This window comes from Streptomyces sp. AC550_RSS872, from assembly GCF_019049285.1.
Taxonomy (GTDB): Bacteria; Actinomycetota; Actinomycetes; order Streptomycetales; family Streptomycetaceae; genus Streptomyces.
Genome location: NZ_JAGMUL010000050.1, coordinates 89,674 through 105,609, shown reverse-complemented (window position 1 = coordinate 105,609; position 15,936 = coordinate 89,674). Strand labels below are relative to the sequence as shown.

At 68.5% G+C, this 15,936-nt stretch carries 11 protein-coding genes; 6 read left to right on the top strand and 5 right to left on the bottom strand.

Translation table 11 applies throughout. The features are described from left to right. The first annotated feature begins 155 nt into the window (after positions 1–155). The 3 genes from KUM44_RS21555 to KUM44_RS21545 all read left to right on the top strand — a co-directional run bounded on the left by KUM44_RS21555 (position 156) and on the right by KUM44_RS21545 (position 2,167). Entirely contained in the window at positions 156–1,049 is an 894-nt protein-coding gene (locus tag KUM44_RS21555; RefSeq protein WP_217209970.1) for a hypothetical protein, read from the top strand. Positions 1,050–1,134: 85 nt separating this feature from the next. Beyond that, positions 1,135–1,791: a DUF433 domain-containing protein gene (locus KUM44_RS21550; protein WP_217209968.1), complete on the top strand. Its 657-nt coding sequence runs from the start codon at positions 1,135–1,137 to the stop codon at positions 1,789–1,791. Further along, a complete protein-coding gene (locus KUM44_RS21545; RefSeq protein ID WP_217209965.1) occupies positions 1,781–2,167 on the top strand; it encodes a toxin-antitoxin system, toxin component, PIN family protein in 387 nt (128 codons plus the stop codon). The genes KUM44_RS21550 and KUM44_RS21545 overlap by 11 nt, the downstream gene beginning before the upstream one ends. Before the next feature lie 35 nt (positions 2,168–2,202). Here KUM44_RS21545 and KUM44_RS21540 read toward each other — a convergent pair whose 3' ends face one another. From KUM44_RS21540 to KUM44_RS21525, 4 genes are read right to left on the bottom strand one after another with little or no spacing between them, the layout of a single operon-like run. After that, entirely contained in the window at positions 2,203–5,466 is a 3,264-nt protein-coding gene (locus tag KUM44_RS21540; RefSeq protein ID WP_217209963.1) for a type I restriction endonuclease subunit R, read from the bottom strand. After that, positions 5,463–6,587: a restriction endonuclease subunit S gene (locus KUM44_RS21535; RefSeq protein WP_217209961.1), complete on the bottom strand. Its 1,125-nt coding sequence runs from the start codon at positions 6,585–6,587 to the stop codon at positions 5,463–5,465. The genes KUM44_RS21540 and KUM44_RS21535 overlap by 4 nt, the downstream gene beginning before the upstream one ends. After that, entirely contained in the window at positions 6,580–8,220 is a 1,641-nt protein-coding gene (locus KUM44_RS21530; protein WP_217209959.1) for a class I SAM-dependent DNA methyltransferase, read from the bottom strand. The genes KUM44_RS21535 and KUM44_RS21530 overlap by 8 nt, the downstream gene beginning before the upstream one ends. 41 nt (positions 8,221–8,261) lie before the next feature. Further along, complete coding sequence (locus KUM44_RS21525) at positions 8,262–10,373, bottom strand: hypothetical protein (RefSeq protein WP_217209957.1); 2,112 nt, start codon at positions 10,371–10,373, stop codon at positions 8,262–8,264. A 358-nt stretch (positions 10,374–10,731) separates the two neighbouring features. Between KUM44_RS21525 and KUM44_RS21520 the strand changes: the two genes are divergently transcribed. After that, positions 10,732–11,562 (top strand): hypothetical protein, encoded by an 831-nt coding sequence (locus tag KUM44_RS21520; RefSeq protein ID WP_217209955.1) that lies wholly within the window; start codon positions 10,732–10,734, stop codon positions 11,560–11,562. 55 nt (positions 11,563–11,617) lie between these two features. Here the strand turns inward: KUM44_RS21520 and KUM44_RS21515 are convergent, their stop codons facing one another. Beyond that, positions 11,618–12,808, bottom strand: a complete 1,191-nt coding sequence (locus tag KUM44_RS21515) for a pyridoxal phosphate-dependent aminotransferase (RefSeq protein ID WP_217209953.1) — start codon at positions 12,806–12,808, stop codon at positions 11,618–11,620. A gap of 769 nt (positions 12,809–13,577) precedes the next feature. Between KUM44_RS21515 and KUM44_RS21510 the strand changes: the two genes are divergently transcribed. Then, the gene (locus KUM44_RS21510; protein WP_217209951.1) at positions 13,578–14,126 is read left to right on the top strand and encodes a DUF2617 family protein; all 549 of its coding nucleotides are present in this window, start codon (positions 13,578–13,580) and stop codon (positions 14,124–14,126) included. A 111-nt stretch (positions 14,127–14,237) separates the two neighbouring features. After that, entirely contained in the window at positions 14,238–15,914 is a 1,677-nt protein-coding gene (locus KUM44_RS21505) for a polyamine aminopropyltransferase (protein ID WP_217209949.1), read from the top strand. Positions 15,915–15,936: the final 22 nt, after the last annotated feature.

The window sequence follows — 15,936 nt, the reverse complement described above, 5'->3', positions numbered from 1 at the left end:
CGCACGGCTCGCGTCACTCGTCCGAGTGACCGGTTTGCAGGGTCGGGATATGGACGGTTACGTTCGCCGCGACAACAGCACACAGACTTCGGCCCCCGGCCGGGATTGCCGTCCCGATCGAGGGCCTGACCGATCAGGAAGAGAACACCTTCCCGATGGCTGATCCGCAGTCTAACGCGCCCTCGCGCGCCGACGCCGGAGCTCCGACCTCCGGCGTGATCCACGTCCGCACCCGCCTCATGGCCGACTTCACGGTGATCTCCAACGCCCTCGCCCAGCGACGCGGCAGCGCGGTCACGGTCGGTGTCGCGGCGTACATCTCATCCCTGCCCGATGGCACCCCTGTGACCATCCCGGCCCTGTGCGAGCACTTCAGCGAGGGCGAGATCTTGATCTCCCGGGCGCTCAGGGAGTTGGAAGCGGCCGGGTACCTGGAGCGCCGCCGCGAGCGAACGTCCACCGGGCACGTCCGTACCCGCACGTACTTCTACGACGTCCCCGGCGGCGATCCGGACCCGGACGCGGACGGACCTCCCGAGCCGCCGAAGCCGCGTAGGCCGCGAAAGCAGGGCCCCGCCGCTGCGGTCACACCCGCATCCGCGCCCGCGGAGGAGACGGTGGCCGCGCCAGCGCCCGCACCAGCCGAGACGGAGGTACTGGTCCCGCTCGCTGACGCCGACCCCCGAGCGGTGGCCCTACTCGCCGGTCTGCGCCGGGTCGACCCCCGCCTCATCCTGTCCGCGCAGGAAACCGCCCGCCTCGCCCCGGCCGTCGCCCGGTGGCTCGCGGCGGGACTGCTGCCCACGCACATCACGGACCACCTCACCGCACGGCTGCCGGACCGCTTCCTCACCCGCCCGGTCGGCATCCTCGCCTACCGGCTCAAGGAGACTCCCCTGCTGGTACCAGCCAGAAGCGCGGAACCCTCCGCGCGCCCGGTGGTCGTGCCCATGCGGAACTGCGACGGCTGCGACCGGGGTTTCCGTTCGGCGGAACCAGGCCGTTGCCGGGGCTGCCGGGCTGAGGAGCAACTCCGTGCGGCCGGCTGAGCCGATGACCGGGTGTGCGGTCCACCCGCAGGTGGGAGGCTCGATGTGGCACGATGCGAAATCCGGCGCCAAGAGGAGGTGGGGCATGGTCGACAGGTTCAACGACGGACTTCTGACGCCCGCGGAGACCGCCTCCTATCTTGAGATTCCGCAGTCGACCCTCGCCTCGTGGCTGAAGGGCAAGGCCGCCGGAGCGCCGCTGGTCCACCAGGTCGAGCCGGTACGGAGGGGGCAGCCTTCGGTGCCGTTCATCGCGGTGGCCGAGGCACACGTTCTTCGTTCTCTGCGTTCCCTGGGGCTTCGCATGAGCGAGATCAGGGAGGCGGCCACCGCCGTACGGGACGCCTTCGACACCCCCTACGGCCTCGTGTCCAAGCGGATCGCCACGGACGGCGTGGACATCTTCATCGAGCACGGGTGGGGAGATCTCCGAAGAGCCCGCGACGGCCAAGTCCCCATCCACGAAGTGGTCTCCGACTATCTTCGCTACCTCACCTGGGAGCCGGGCGACGATTTCCCCTCCAGCCTGCGGCTGAGGCAGTACCCGGACTCCGTCCCCGTCGTGATCGATCCGCGGTTCGGCCATGGTCTCCCCGTGGTGGCCGCCAACCGTGTCACGGTCCAGGCCATCACCGACCTGTGGGAGGCCGGGGAGACCGTCGAGGACATCGCGTACGACTACGACATGACGCCTGAGCAGGTGGACGCGCTCTGCCGTGCAGTGGTGCACCTTGTCGCCTGAGTTCTTCCTCGACCGGAACCTCGGTCGCCGTGTCGCGGAAGGGCTGAGAGCCTGCGGGTGGACGGTTCACCGCATCGGGGACGTCTTTCCTGATGACGGGCAGAACGTTCCGGACGAGGAGTGGATCACGTACGGTCTCGACCGGTCCTGGGTCCCGCTGTCGAAGGACGGGCGAATCAAGACCCGGGATCTGGAGATCCAGCCCGTCCTGGAGCGCGAGGCGGTGCTGTTCTACCTGGACAACCAGCAGCTACGCAGCGTTGAGATGGTCGAGCGTCTCGTCGCACGCCGTGATGCCATCCACCGGGCCGTCGAGAAGGGCGGCCCGGCGGCCTACGCCGTACGGCACGACCGTGTTGAGCGCACGTGGCCGTGAGCGGGAGGGCGCCCCTGGTGGCACCCTCCGATGTGTTATGACTTCGCGGCGGGCGCCCAGAGGGCGGCCACGATCTCCATCTGCTTGAGGACCAGGTCGACCGCCTCGCGCTCCTCCTCCGGCGGGTAGTCGAACATCGCCAGCACGCGGCGGATACGGGTGCGGAGCTTGGCCCGGACGGGTTCGCGGGAGAGCCAGTCGACGGAGAGGTTCTTCTGGATGTCCTTGACGAGGGCGCGGGCGATCTTGGCCAGGGTGTCGTCGCCGCCCTCCATCACCTGGGCCATGTCGCGGTGTGCGACGGCGTCGTAGAAGGCCAGCTCGGCGTGGGTCAGCGGCGGGTCGAACCGCTTGCCGCGGCGGGCCTCCGCGGACACCTCCCGTGCCAGGGCGGCGAGTTCGGCGATGACCTGGGCGCTGGTGAGCTGCTGGAGCATGTACCGCTTCATCAGGTCGTTCAGGCGCTCGGTGAAGCTCTCGTTTCGGACGACGTTGTGCTTGGTCACCTCGCGCATCTTCTGCTGGATCATGCGGCGCAGTGCCTCGGTGACCAGGTGCGGGGTCTCGGAGTTCTCCAGCTTGCGCAGCTGCGCCTCGTTGAGGCGGGTGATGTCCAGCCGGCCGATGCCGGCCTCCGCGTACAGGTCGGTGATCTCGTCGGCGTCGACGACCGAGGCGGCGAGGGCTTGGAGATAGCGCTGGACCTCGGCGCTGAGCGGCTCTCCGTTCGCTTCTCGTTGGGCGGCGTCGAGCTTGATCATCCAGGCGCGGACCTCGCTGAAGAAGGAGATGTCACGACGCCAGTCGTCCAGGTCCTCGCAGCGCTCTGCGATCTCCTTGCTCATCGCACAGACACGGTAGAAACGGTCCAGCCGGGCCGCGCTGTCCTTGAAGCGGACGGAGAGCGGCTTGGCGGTGGGCTCGACCTTGTTCCCCGGGTTCTTCGGGTCGCGCAGGAAGTCGGCGGTCAGACGGAGTGCCCGCTTGCGGGTGTCGGGGCGGCCGGTATCGGCCAGCCACTCCTTCCAACGGCTCCCGGCCAGCAGCCCCTTGATGGTAGCCAGCTCGTTCTTGACCTCGGTGACGGCCCGTTCGATGTCCGCGCCGAGGGTCTGGTCCTTGCGGTCCTGGTCCGAGTACTCGCGCAGCGCCTTGGTGAGGTTGTCGGTGAGGGGCGCGTAACCGACGAGCAGACCGTCCTGCTTGCCGCGGAAACGGCGGTTGACGCGGGCGAGCGCCTGCATCAAGTTGGCGCCCTGCATCGGGCGGTCCATGTACAGGGTGTGGATGGGCGGGGCGTCGTAGCCGGTGAGCAGCATCGAGTGGACGATGAGCAGTTCCAGCTCGTCGTCGGCGTTCCTGGCTCGCTTCTGGATGACCTTCTGCTGGGACTTGCGCAGCGAGTGCTTGCGCATGTGCTCGGGGTCGGAGCGGTCGCCGTGGAAGACGATCTTCATGACGCCCTTGTCGACCTCGTCACTGACCCAGCCGGGTCGCCGCTTGGCCAGTGCGTCGAAGACTCGCACGCAGATCTCGCGGGTCGCGCACACGATCATCGCCTTGCCGGGACCACCGATGTCGGGCTTGACCAGCTCGCGGCGCTGCTCCCAGTGGGCGATGAGGTCGTCGGCGAGCTTCGCTATGCGGTCGTCGGCGCCGTAGACGGTGTTCATCGTCGTGGCGTACTTGATGGCGCGGCGGCGCTCGGCGTCGTCCATGCCCTCGGTGAGGGTGTTGGCCTCCTCGTCGAGTGTGTTCGGGTCGACGTCCTTGGGCAGGTCGACCTCGATGACGCGTGGCTCGTGGAACACGCGGACCGTGGCCCCGTCGTCGACGGCGCGCTTCAGGTCGTAGATGTCGATGTACTCGCCGAACACGGCACGGGTGTCGGCCTCGGCCTTCGAGATCGGCGTACCGGTGAACGCGAGCAGAGTGGCGTACGGCAGGGCGTCGCGCAGGTGGCGGGCGTAGCCGTCGAGGCTGTCGTAATGCGAGCGGTGGGCCTCGTCGACGATCACCAGGATGTTGCGGCGCTCGGAGAGGAGCGGATGGGACTTGCCGGCGTCCTTCTCCTCCTTGCTCAGGCCGAACTTCTGGAGGGTGGTGAAGACGATCCCGCCGACGTTGCGGCTCTTCAGCTCGGTGCGTAGCTCCTCGCGCGTGTCGATCTGGTGAGCTTTTGCCTCCAGCAGGGACTCGCTGTCGAGGAAGGTGTCGTAGAGCTGGTCGTCGAGGTCGTTGCGGTCGGTGATGACGACGATGGTGGGGTTATTGAGTGCCGGGTGGCGGAGGACGAGCGCGGCCGTCTCCACCATCTCCTCCGACTTTCCCGCGCCCTGCGTGTGCCAGACGACGCCTGCCTGGCCGTTCGTCCGCGACGCCTCGACGACGGCGTCCACGGCCTTGTTCACCGCGAAGTACTGGTGCGGCTTCGCGATGCGCTTGCCGGAGAGGGGCTCGTCCGGCTTGGGCGGGGGGAAGTTGACGAAGTTGCGGGTGAGGGAGAGGAATCGGTCCTGCGTGAACAGGCCGTGGAGGGCCAGGTTCAGCGCGTCGAGGCCGTCGTAGCCGGGCTCATTGGTGTCGACGGGCTTGCCCTCGTGGTCGACGTTCCAGGGCGCGAAGTGCTCGTACGGCGTGAAGGCGGTTCCGTACTTGGCGGTTATACCGTCGGAGACGAGACAGAGCACGTTGTAGCGGAACGCGATCGGGAACTCCGAGACGTACGTCTGGAGTTGGGCGTGCGCCGACTTGAGGGTCGCGTTCTCGTCGGAGGCGCTTTTGAGTTCGATGACGGCGAGGGGGAGGCCGTTGACGTACAGGACGACGTCGAAGCGGCGGTGGCTGCCGTCGGTGTCCCTGACCGTGACCTGGTTGACGGCGAGGTAGCTGTTCGCGTCGGGATCCGTGAAGTCGACGAGGCGGACGGTGGGGGTTTGCTCGGCGCCGAACTCGTCGGTGTAGGTGAGGCGAATGCCGGTGGTCAGATACTCATGGGCCTGCTTGTTCTCCGGGTACGGCTCGCGGGAGGTGGGGTCGGTGGCGATGCGCGTCGCCTCGTGGACGGCGGTGGAGGTCAGCTCCGGGTTCAGCTTCTCGATGGCTGCCTGGAGCTCGTCGTGGAGGATCAGGTCGTCCCAGTCTCGGCGGTGGCCGGTTCCGGGGGATAGGTCCTTGCCGAGCCTTTTTTCCCAATCAAGTTGCACGAGTTCATCCAGGGCAAGGTGCTCCCAGGTGGCCTCGGTCATTTTGGCGTCGAGGTGGGCGGGCGTGCGCTCGCCGCCGCCTTCGGTGGTCATACAGCGTCCTCCACGATCTTCTCGGCGTCACGGACGCGGAGCTTGCCGGACATCAGTTGGGGCAGGAGGGTGTTGCGGAGGTCAGCCAAGGCCAAAGACTCCCTCAGCGCCTGGTCCGCTCGTTCCTCCAGTGCGTCCAGCTTGGGGCGCAGTTCCTTCTGGCCAGCAGGGCCGGGCAGGGTGAGTTCCAGTTCACCGACTTGGGATCGCCGGAGTTCGGTCTGACCAGTGCTGCCTTCGCCCATCGCCTCGATCTCTGGCTGGGCACGCAGCATGGCAAATCCGGCACAAACGGCGTCGACCTTTTCCTCATCGAAGCGCACGATTGTAATGTGCGAGTCAACAGTCGCATCCAGGTCCAAGGTCCAGCGGGCAACCCGCCCGAGAGTACCAACGCCCGTTGAATTCACCAGCACATCGTTGCGCTGCAACAACTTTGGGGCCTTAACTTTCTCCCGAAGAGTCAGGCGGGAGGGTTCGAGGTTCACACGCCCGTCGCGAACGCACTTCTGATTGAGCACTGTGAGTTCATCTGAAGAGTCCGTGTACTTCGGGGCGACGCCGCGAGTCAGCGCAGTCGTGACTGACTCCACAACTACTTCAGCAGAGTCGTCATCTTGAAGGATCTGAGCATAGAAGGTGAGACCGATTTCACGAGCCGTGACTGCGATGCGCTCATTAAGCGCGATCTTGTCGTCTAGCATACCGACTACAGCAGCAATAGCTCTTTGCTCTGCCAGCTCCGGCAAGGAAATCCGGATCTGAGTGATGTAGTTCCGGTTGAGCATTGGCTGAGCAGCCCCAGAGTTATACCCAGAAAAATCGATCTGATCAAGCAGATAGTAAGTGAACCTGGGGTCATTACCTAGAAAATCTGTGACATAGAGTGCCGTATTAAGTGGCCAGAAATCAACATTACAATACGTCGCTTTCCCCATGGATGCTCCTGCGCGCCCCAGCACGACTCCTGGCGCCTTAGTCATCGCCGTGTCATGCGTACCGCTCTGGCCCGCAGCACCCATGACAGGCACATTTCCGACCCTTCTCTGCGTGCTTGGAAGGTCGTGGCCACGCTGAAGCTTGACCAATTGGTCCAGGGTTGTGTGGCGCCACTCAGCCATCAATCCTCCCCAACTGCTCCCGAACCACAGCGTCCAACCGGGCCGACTCGTCCAACTGCTCGAACAAGTCCTTCGTCAGCCGAGCGATCCGCTCCCCCACCGGCTCCGCGTCTGGGGCGTCCTCGGCCTCCGCTGTCCCCACATAGCGCCCCGGAGTCAGCACATAGTCGTGGTTCTCGATCTCCTCCAGCGTCGCGCTGTAGCAGTAGCCCGGGACGTCCTCGTACGAAAGGCTCTTGTCCCTCGCCGATTTTGTGCCCCGCCACGCGTGATACGTGTCGGAGATCTTCTCCAGGTCCTCCTCCGTCAGGACCCGCTCCGTGCGATCGACCATCGTGCCCATCGAACGGGCGTCGATAAACAGCACACGGCTCCGCCGGTCCTCCAACACCTTGGTGCCCTGTGGTGACTTATCCTTCGTCAGGAACCACAGGCATGCCGGGATCGTCGTCGTACGGAAGAGGTTGCCCGGCAGGGCGATCATGCAGGAGACCAGGTCCGCCTCGACCATCGCCGCGCGGATCTCGCCCTCGCCCGACTGCTTGGACGCCATCGAGCCGTTGGACAGGACCACACCCGCGCTGCCCCGGTCCCCCAGCTTCGACACGATGTGCTGGAGCCACGCGTAGTTGGCGTTCGACTGAGGCGGAACCCCATACCGCCACCGCCTGTCGTCCGTCTTCCTCGCCCAGTCCGACATGTTGAACGGCGGATTCGCCATCACGAAATCGGCCTTGAGGTCCGGCAACTTGTCGTCCGCGAACGTGTCCGCCCAGCGGTCGCCGACGCCCTTCGGGTCCATGCCGTGGATGGCAAGGTTCATCTTGGCCAGGCGCCACGTGCGCTCGTTGGCCTCCTGGCCGTAGACCGCGATGTCGTGGGTGTGGTCCTTGCCGCGCCGCTTCGCGACGAACTTGCCGCTCTGTACGAACATGCCGCCCGAGCCGCACGCCGGGTCGTACACCCGCCCCTCGTACGGCTCCAACACCTCGACGATCAGGCGGACCACGCTCGCCGGCGTGTAGAACTCGCCCGCCCGCTTGCCCTCAGCCCGCGCGAAGCGCTCCAGGAAGTACTCGTACGTCTCGCCCAGCACGTCCTGCGCGGGACGGTCACCATGCCCCGTGAAGCGCGCGTCGCTGATGAGGTCGACGAGTTCCTTCAGGCGCTTCTGATCTACGTTGTCGCGGTTGAAGATCTTCGGGAGGACGCCGGTGAGGGTTTTGTTGGCCTTCATCACCTCATCCATGGCGGCGTCGAGGAGCTTGCCGACGCCGCCCTCCGCGCTTGCCGCGTTCTCGGAGATGTGGTCCCAACGAGCCGTCGCAGGCACCCAGAAGACGTTCTTCTCCGTGTACTCGTCCTTCTCCTCAAGGAAGGCCGCCCGGCGGTGTTCCGGGATCTGGGCCAGCTCGGGGTCGGCAGCCAGTTCCTCGCGGCGTTCGGTGAAGGCGTCGGAGACGTACTTCAGGAAGACCAGGCCGAGCACAAACTCCTTGTACTGGGCGGCGTCCATCGAGCCGCGGAGCTTGTCCGCGGCCTTCCACAGGATGTCCTGGATCTCCTTGGTACTGGAGACACTGAGCAGTTCGCCCTGTCCGGCGGCTGCCGCGGCTCGCTTGCGGGGAGGCATAGTTCCTTCTTCCGACTCATCGGTGGATGGGTGTGGATGGGTTACATACGGTTGCTGGTTCGGGGTTCGCCGAGGGTGAGGGTGCCGTCTGCCAAGCCCGCGATCGTCAGGCGGCGGGCCTCCGCGAGGGCGTCGGCCTGGGCGCGCAGCAGGCGTTCCCGACGTTCGGTCTCGTCCAACAGGGCGTCGAAGCGCAACACCTCGTCCGGGTCGAGGTCGGGGAGCTGGTAGTCCTCGATACGGCGGGCAGGGCGTACCGCGCTTGGGCTGCGGGCGGTGCCACGGGCCGCGCCGAGCAGGGCCGCGAGGACTCGAGGCGTGAGCGGGCGAGCGGCGCTGGCGTTGACGCGGAGGACGCGTGCCGGGAACGCGACGACCGAGAAACCGTCGTGGTCGACGTACACGCCGAGGCGGGGCGTGAGGGTGTAGACGACGTCACCGGGCTCGGTGAGCGCCGCCCGTTCGTACTCCGTCGCCAGCAGCAGGCGGTCGATGCGGCGGTCGCCCACGGGTCGTTCGCCGGTGATCTCCTCGGGACCTAGGACGGTGTGGTGGCCGTCCCGGGTGAGGTGCTTCTCGTCGATACGGTGGCCGGGGAGGCGGGTCACCCTGCGTGCGGTGATCAGCTTGCCGAGGGTGGTGCGCCTGGGCAAGCGGCCGACCCTGCGCATTACGGCACCGCGGTAAGGACCTCGCTCGTCCTCGTACGCTCGAGTGTCAGCTGTCGCGCGCTCCAGGCGGGCTTCAGTCTCGGCAATCAGGGCGGGGCGTTCAGTGACCTTGTCGGACCAGATCACAGAGGCGGGCGGCGCAGGTGGGGTCAGGGGACCGCCGAAGGCCCGGTCCAGGTCAGCGATGGGGACCACACGGCCGTAGCGCGGGTCGTGACCGTCGAGTCCTCGGAAGCCTTCTGCCCGCCAGAGGAGGACGTCCTCGGCGAGCCGCGTGCGCACACCCGGGGTGAGCTGTTCCGAGCTGATGTCGGCCAGTAAGACCATGCCTTCCGCCTCCCGGACGGGACCGCGTGTGAGTGTCCACAGCGCGGGACGGTAGCCGGGGCGGAAGGGCAGGACCCCGCCGGGAAGCGCGATGACCGACTCGACGATGTTCTCGCGCAGGAGGGCCGAGCGGAGCTGGGCGGCCTCGGTGCTCTTCAGTTCGTCGACGAGCGCGTCGGCCGGTCCGAGGACGAGGGCAGTGCAGCCGGGGCGGAGGAGGTAGGCGACGCGTTCGAGCTCCGTCAGGGCGGCGAGTACCGAGCGGTCCTCGCCGGGGCGGTACGGGAGCTGGGTGACGACGAGGTCCGGGTCCGCGAAGCGTTCCTCCAGGTCGGAGCCGGTCTGCACGTCTAGGTCGAGTTCGCTTACGCCCGCCAGCAGGAGGCGGCGGCGGGTGATGCGGGTGAGCCGGTCCTCGGGATCGGCGGCGAGGACGGTGACGCGGTCGCGGTCCTCCGTGTCGCCGAGGAGCGCGGCGAGCAGGTCACCTGCACGGGCGTGCGGGTCGGCGAGGGTGAGGGCCTCGCCTCGCTCGAGGCGGACGCGGAGGTCGGTGAGCTGGGTGAGCAGGCTCCGCAGCTCCGGGGTGACCGCGTCAGCGGCGAGGGAGTCCAGCCCGAGCCGGGAGCGGGCGGCGAGCAGCCACTCGTACGCGCCGCGCTCGTCGTAAGCGGACTCGATCAGGTCCTCGGCGAGGCGGGCGAGCGGGGCTGCCGTGGCGTCGATCGAGCGAAGCTCGCGGAGTACGAAACCGTCTTCGGCGTCGATCCGTTCGGCTCGGCGCATCAGCGCGGACCAGAGGGCCTCGTCGGCTTCGGCGTCGGCCGCGGAGGCCGGAGAGACGTTCGCGTCGTCGCCCAGTGGCCGGCCGTCGAGCTGGCGCAGGCACAGAAGGCTTCCCAGTGTCTCGACCAGCTGCCAGGGTGTGAACCGCTCCCGGAGCGCGATGAGGCCGAACAGGGCTAGCTCGGACCGGAGTTCCGCCGGGTTGGCGTTGCCCAGGCCCGACGCGATCAACCACTCGGACACCTGGGCGCCGTCGAACAGCGGCCTTGCCGAGCTCTCGGACAGGGGAGCGGGGAAGTCCGGGTGGCGGCGACGCCAGGTGGACACGACGGGGCGCTTCACCCGCGCGAAAGCGGCGATCTCGGACATCGACACCGGGAGGGGTGCTGGGGAAGCTAGTGTCGCGTCCGGCGGGTCAGTGATCACGGTGTCCCCCTTCCTCGTCGGTCCCTAGTTGCATCAGTCGCTTCGGCCAGCGGCTTGGTCGGCACTGTCGAACGTTGCCGTCTCCGCTTCTGCGGCCTTCCTGGCCGCACAGAACGATACGACGGCCTCGCGCTCAGTGTCTGCTTGAGATTGATAATGCGGGTTATCAATTATGACTGCTGGCTCCCGGCAAGGTCATCGCAATGATGGCAGTCAACGGTGTTTCAAGGGGTGGCCGTCCCTGTGGCCGGAGGGCAGTGGATCAGGCAACCTTCGTCAATTAGCCTGCCGTCAGAGGCAGTTGACGACCGTCGAGACAGGGGCACACAGAATGGGTGATCTGGCCGAAGCGGTGGCCAAGCTTGAGGAGCAGGTCGAGAACGTCCGTATGCTGCGGCAGATCGTGGAGCGTCTCGACATGGAGATCGCGGCGCGCATGGACGAGATCGAGACGATCGGCGGCGCGGTCCTCGATCTTCACGGTGACCTCGACAACCAGATCGCCGAGCACGACTACATGGCCGTCGAGCAGTCGGTTGCATCCCTGCGGGGAATGGTGGACGTGGAGGAGGTCCTTCCTGCGATCGACGCCGTACTGCTGCTCACTGCACTGCGCGACGACGAACCCGTGCCTGATCTCACTCTGCCTCTGTCGGCGTTCGAGGACAGCGACGCCGGTGAGCATCCTCGCCTCACACAGGAGGACCTGGACCGCGACTTCAAGGCGGACTTGGCAAGAGCGGACCAGCGCTGGGAGGAGTTCTGGGGCGACCACGCCTGGACGGAATCCGACGAGCGGGACTCCCACCTGGCCAAGCACCGTGCCGAAGCCGAGAGGGAAGCGATCAAAGACCGTGCCCGCCGGGCGGCAGCCCATATCGAGAAACTCGCTGACCACATCGGCGACACGCTGTGGCCTGACCTCGTCGAGGCGGTGGAAGCCGGCGACCGCAGGCGCGCGGTGCGAGCGCTGGCGGAAGCGCATGCTGCGGCACGGGAGACCGAACCCGCCTACAAGCTGTACGAGACCAACCTCTCAGTGCAGTACGAGTCGTCGCCCGTGTCTCTCGGCGCCGTGGGAGAGTACCTGAGTGGCTTCGAGACATGGTTGACGGCGCCTGAGGTTGAGTGACCTGAGCAGAGTGCCGTGAACAGCGCCCGCCCGGTGTGCGCCCGCCCGGGCGCCCTCAGCCCGCCAGCGCCTTCAGTCGCCGTACCGCCTCCTCCAGGACCTCCGTCCGCTTGCAGAACGCGAACCGTACGAACGGCGCCCCCGCCTCTCGGTGGTCGTAGAAGACCGCGTTGGGGATGGCGACCACCCCGGCCCGCTCCGGCAGCGCACGGCAGAAGGCGAAGCCGTCGCTCTCGCCGAGGGGGCGGATGTCGGTGGTGATGAAGTAGGTGCCCGCGGGCCGGAAGACCTCGAAGCCCGCCTCCGTCAGCCCCTCCGCCAGCAGGTCACGCTTGGCCAGCATGTCCTCACGGAAGGCCGTGAAGTAGCCGTCGGGCAGGGCGAGCGCCTCGGCGACGGCGTACTGGAACGGCCCCGACGAGACGTACGTCAGGAACTGCTTCGCCGACCGCACCGCCGTGACCAGGCCGGACGCCGCGGTCACCCAGCCGACCTTCCAGCCGGTGAACGAGAACGTCTTGCCCGCCGACCCGATCGTCACCGTCCGCTCCCGCATCCCCGGGAAACCGGCCAGCGGCAGGTGCTCGGCGTCGTCGAAGACCAGGTGCTCGTACACCTCGTCGGTCACGACCAGCAGATCCCGCTCGACGGCCAGCTCGGCGATCACGGCCAGCTCCTCGCGGGTGAGGACCGTGCCAGTGGGGTTGTGCGGGGTGTTGATCAGCAGCAGCCGGGTGCGGTCGGTGACCGCGTCGCGCAGCTCGTCGAGGTCGAGCCGGAAACTGCCCTCATGCGGGCGCAGCGTCACCGGCACGCGGGTGCCGCCCGCCATGGCGATGCAGGCCGCGTAGGAGTCGTAGTACGGCTCGAAGGCGATCACCTCGTCGCCCGGTTCGAGGAGCGCGAGCAGGGTCGCCGCGATGGCCTCGGTGGCACCCGCGGTGACCAGGACCTCGCTGTCGGGGTCGTACGACAGCCCGTAGCGCCGCTCCTGGTGCGCGGAGACCGCGGTGCGCAGCTCGGGGACGCCGGGACCCGGCGGGTACTGGTTGCCGCGCCCGTCCCGCAGGGCCCGCACGGCCGCCTCACGGACCTCCTCGGGCCCGTCGGTGTCGGGGAAGCCCTGCCCCAGGTTGATGGACCCGGTGCTCAGGGCCAGCGCGGACATCTCGGCGAAGATCGTCGTCCCGAACTCGGCGAGACGGCGGTTGAGCAGGGGGCGGGAGGTGGAGGTCATGCCGGTCATCCTGCGCCCAAGCTCTGGAGTTCCTCAACTCTGCTTTGGGCCGTGAGGCGGCCGGGCATCTGACTCCCACGCACCGAGCGGGAGGCGCCCACGGGGGGACGCCTCGGACCGCTTCGGGGGAACGGAAGGAGGCTGACGCCATGACCACAGTCATCGTGGGGGCGCTGGTCGCAGTTTTGTTCGTCGTGATCGTCGTGTCCATCGCTCGCCGCAGCGTAAGTCCCACCCACCGCTCGCACCGTGGCCGGTCGCACTCGAACTCGAGCTCGCACTCGTACGACAGCGGGGGCGGCGCGGCCGGCGGCAGCTGGTGGGCCGGCGGGGGAGGCGGCGGAGGCTCGTCCTGCGGGGGTGGCTCGTCCTGCGGAGGCGGGTCGTCCTGCGGGGGCGGCGGGGGCGGATGCGGTGGCGGAGGCAGCTGACACGGGGCAGCTGAGCTCCCGAGCAGGGGGAACCGCATCCGGACGGAGCGGGGCCGGTACCTGGGACCGGCCCCGCTTTTGTGCGCCCCGGCGCACGCCGGAGTTGAACAGTTGAGCTGATAAGCCCTCTGAGGGATGGAAAGCCCACGAACTTGGGTAAAAACGCTGTGGCGGCGCCACAGTTCATGATTCAGTGAAATTCACCAACGCAGCCCCTCGGAGTCCCGCGGACACCCCTTCTGACCGGCCGACTGGGCTGACCGGGCCGTCCCTCCCGGTGTCGGCCGGGTGCGCCGCCGGAGACCGACACCTCCCTCCCTTTCTTTGCGTGCTTGCGGAGCCGACCCATGCTCACGACCCTGAACACCGCCTATACCGACACGCGCGCGGCCGACCTCGCCTGGGCCCTGGGCCGGGAACCGCAGCCCGCCCTGGCCACGCTCGACCTCGAACTGACCGGCACGAAGCTTCAGTTGAGACTGCTCGGCGCGTCCCACCAGGTGCTCCTCGAGGAGGAGCGCGGCATCTGTTCGGAGACGGTGGCCTGCATGCCCGGCAGCAGCACGCCCCTGCCGCTCGGGGTGGCCAAGCGGGTGGGCGACTGGGAGTACGAGTTCGCGGCCCGGGTCGAGATGCTGTCGCCGGGCCAGTTCGCGGGCCGCGCACAGGAGTTGCTGGCCCTCGTCTCCGACCACCCGCAAGGCCTCGCCGGAGTCTTCCCCGGCAGCCCGCACGCCTTCACCGCGATGCTCGCCCAGCACCACGAGGGACAGGTGCACTGGCGGACCTGGCACGCGTACCCGCAGGACGGGCAGTTGGTGGCCACCCGGACCAGGGTGGGAGTGCGGGCGGTCGCGGCCACGCCACGGCACCGGGCGGGATCTCTGCGGTCCTGACGGTCCTGACCGTCCTGACGGTTCTGACAGTCCTGACGCAAACGTCCCCCGCCTCAACACCACACGTGTGGGTGACCCAGCGTGCCGCAGGCGTAACGTACCGTCGGCAACGTGATCGAACCGCACGCGCCCGCCCCGCCCGGTTCCCCGCCACCCTGGGCCGGCCCCGCGCGGCTCCCGGTCCGGCCGGGCACGGGACGGTTCCTGGTCCTTGCGGGCGTCTTCGTCTGCGCCGCCTGCGGACTCGTCTACGAGCTCGAACTCGTCGCCCTCGCCGCGTACTTGATCGGCGACTCGGTCACCCAGGCCTCCGTCGTCCTGTCCGTCATGGTCTTCGCGATGGGCCTCGGCTCCCTCGTCGCCAAGCGGCTGCGCCCCTACGCGGCGGCCGGCTTCGGCGCCATCGAGGCCGTCCTCGCGCTCGTCGGCGGATTGAGCGCGCTCGCCCTGTACGCCGTCTTCGCCTGGACCGGCGACTGGGGCGGGATGTGGGCCAGTGGCCCCCGCTGTCTCCTCGTCGCCTTCTCCCTCACCATCGGCCTGCTGATCGGCGCCGAGATCCCGCTGCTGATGGAGCTGATCCAGCGCATCCGGCGCCAGGACGCGGGCGGCGCGGTGGCCGACCTGTTCGCCGCGGACTACGTCGGCGCCCTCGTCGGCGGCCTCGCCTTCCCCTTCCTTCTCCTGCCCCTGCTGGGCCAGTTGACCGCGGCCCTGATCACCGGCGCCGTCAACGCGGTCGCCGGGGGCACGCTCGTCCTCGGCCTGTTCCGGCGCGACCTCACCCGCCGCGCCCGCTGGCTCCTGGTGATCGCCAACATCACCGTCCTCGGCGTCCTCGCCTCGGCCGCCGTCCTCGTCGACGACTTCGAGCGCGCGGCCCGGCACGCCGTGTACGGCCGTGACGTACGCGTGGCGCTCCAGACCGGCCTCCAGGAGGTCGTCATCACCGGCGGCACCGACGGCCGCCCCCTCGACCTCTTCCTCGACGGCCGCCTGCGGGTCAGCGGCCGCGACGAACGCCGCTACCACGAGGCGCTGGTCCACCCCGCGATGAGCGGCGAGCACACCCGCGTGCTGATCCTGGGCGGCGGCGACGGGCTGGCGCTGCGTGAGGTCCTGCGCCACCCCGGGGTGCACCGGGTCGATGTCGTCGAGGCCGACCCGGAGGTGGTGCGGTTGGCCCGCCGGGACCCTCCGCTGTCCGCCCTCAACGGGCAGGCGTATGACGACGACCGTGTCCACGTCATGACGGGCGACGCCTTCCAGTGGCTGCGCGCGGCCCCGCGGGCGACGTACGACGTCGTCCTCTCGGACCTGCCCGACCCCGGCATCACGGCCAGCACCAAGCTGTACTCGCAGGAGTTCTACGGCCTCGCCCGCCGTGCCCTGACCCCGACCGGCCGCCTAGCCGTGCACGCCGGGCCGGTCTCCTCCCGGCCCCGTGTCTTCTGGACCGTCGACACGACGCTGCGTGCCGCGGGGCTTCGCACCGCCCGTTACAGCGTCAGGGGAACTGTCACGGAGGTGGGTGTCGGGCGCCGCGACTCCGGCTTCACGGCCGGGCCGGACCGCTCGGCGGGGCCGACGCGGGCACCGGACGACTGGGGGTTCATCCTGGCGGGCCGGGGGGACCGGCCGGCGCTGCGGCTCGGCTCGGGGGAGGGGGCGCCGCGGTTGGGGACGTTGACGCGGGCGGGATTGGTGGCGGATGCGCGGGCGGCGGAGGGGACGCGGGTCGGGGGGCTGGCGGCGTCGACCCTGGTGCATCCGCGGTACGCGGGGTAGCGGGGTAGCGGGGTGGACGGTG

Excerpts from the sequence above, each read along its gene's own strand:
- KUM44_RS21555 (WP_217209970.1), top strand. The coding sequence starts at position 156 with ATGGCTGATCCGCAGTCTAACGCGCCCTCGCGCGCCGACGCCGGAGCT.
- KUM44_RS21550 (WP_217209968.1), top strand. The coding sequence starts at position 1,135 with ATGGTCGACAGGTTCAACGACGGACTTCTGACGCCCGCGGAGACCGCC.
- KUM44_RS21540 (WP_217209963.1), bottom strand. The coding sequence starts at position 5,466 with ATGACCACCGAAGGCGGCGGCGAGCGCACGCCCGCCCACCTCGACGCC.
- KUM44_RS21535 (WP_217209961.1), bottom strand. The coding sequence starts at position 6,587 with ATGGCTGAGTGGCGCCACACAACCCTGGACCAATTGGTCAAGCTTCAG.
- KUM44_RS21530 (WP_217209959.1), bottom strand. The coding sequence starts at position 8,220 with ATGCCTCCCCGCAAGCGAGCCGCGGCAGCCGCCGGACAGGGCGAACTG.
- KUM44_RS21525 (WP_217209957.1), bottom strand. The coding sequence starts at position 10,373 with ATGTCCGAGATCGCCGCTTTCGCGCGGGTGAAGCGCCCCGTCGTGTCC.
- KUM44_RS21515 (WP_217209953.1), bottom strand. The coding sequence starts at position 12,808 with ATGACCGGCATGACCTCCACCTCCCGCCCCCTGCTCAACCGCCGTCTC.
- KUM44_RS21510 (WP_217209951.1), top strand. The coding sequence starts at position 13,578 with ATGCTCACGACCCTGAACACCGCCTATACCGACACGCGCGCGGCCGAC.